This window comes from Providencia rustigianii DSM 4541 (assembly GCF_000156395.1).
Classification (GTDB): Bacteria; Pseudomonadota; Gammaproteobacteria; order Enterobacterales; family Enterobacteriaceae; genus Providencia; species Providencia rustigianii.
Window position 1 is genome coordinate 34,420 of the sequence record NZ_GG703824.1, and the last position, 390, is coordinate 34,809.

The 390-nt window shown below is 37.9% G+C and carries 1 protein-coding gene and 1 pseudogene; both read left to right on the forward strand.

The window, feature by feature from the left end; translation table 11 throughout:
- Nucleotides 1-295 (forward strand): annotated as a pseudogene (locus tag PROVRUST_RS19435) (protein rexA); the annotation flags it as partial.
- A gap of 30 nt (nucleotides 296-325) precedes the next feature.
- The coding region (locus PROVRUST_RS19440) for a hypothetical protein (protein WP_455032233.1) at nucleotides 326-390 on the forward strand (65 nt) is incomplete at its 3' end.

Here is a 390-nt window from a genome sequence, read left to right on the forward strand (position 1 = left end):
GTACTCATTGGATATAGTCATTAAGCCAAATTTAAAAGGGAAGTATAAAAAAGGTTAGCCAAGGATATTATTTTTAACCCGTTCACCTCAATTTTCAGACATTAGCCTGCGGGCAAAAGATGAGGCCGGAGATATTTTAACAGAACATTATCTATCAGAAAAAGGCCATCTCTCAGCGCCTCTGAACAAGGTCACCAATGCTGAGATAGCTGAAGAGATGGCATATTGCTACGCAAGAATGAAAAGTGATATACTGGAATGTTTTAAAAGGCAGGTGGGCAAAGTTAAGGATTAATTATCAGGAGTAATTATGCGGAACAGAATCATGCCTGGTGTTTACATAGTAATAATTCCTTACGTTATCGTAAGCATTTGCTATCTCCTTTTCCG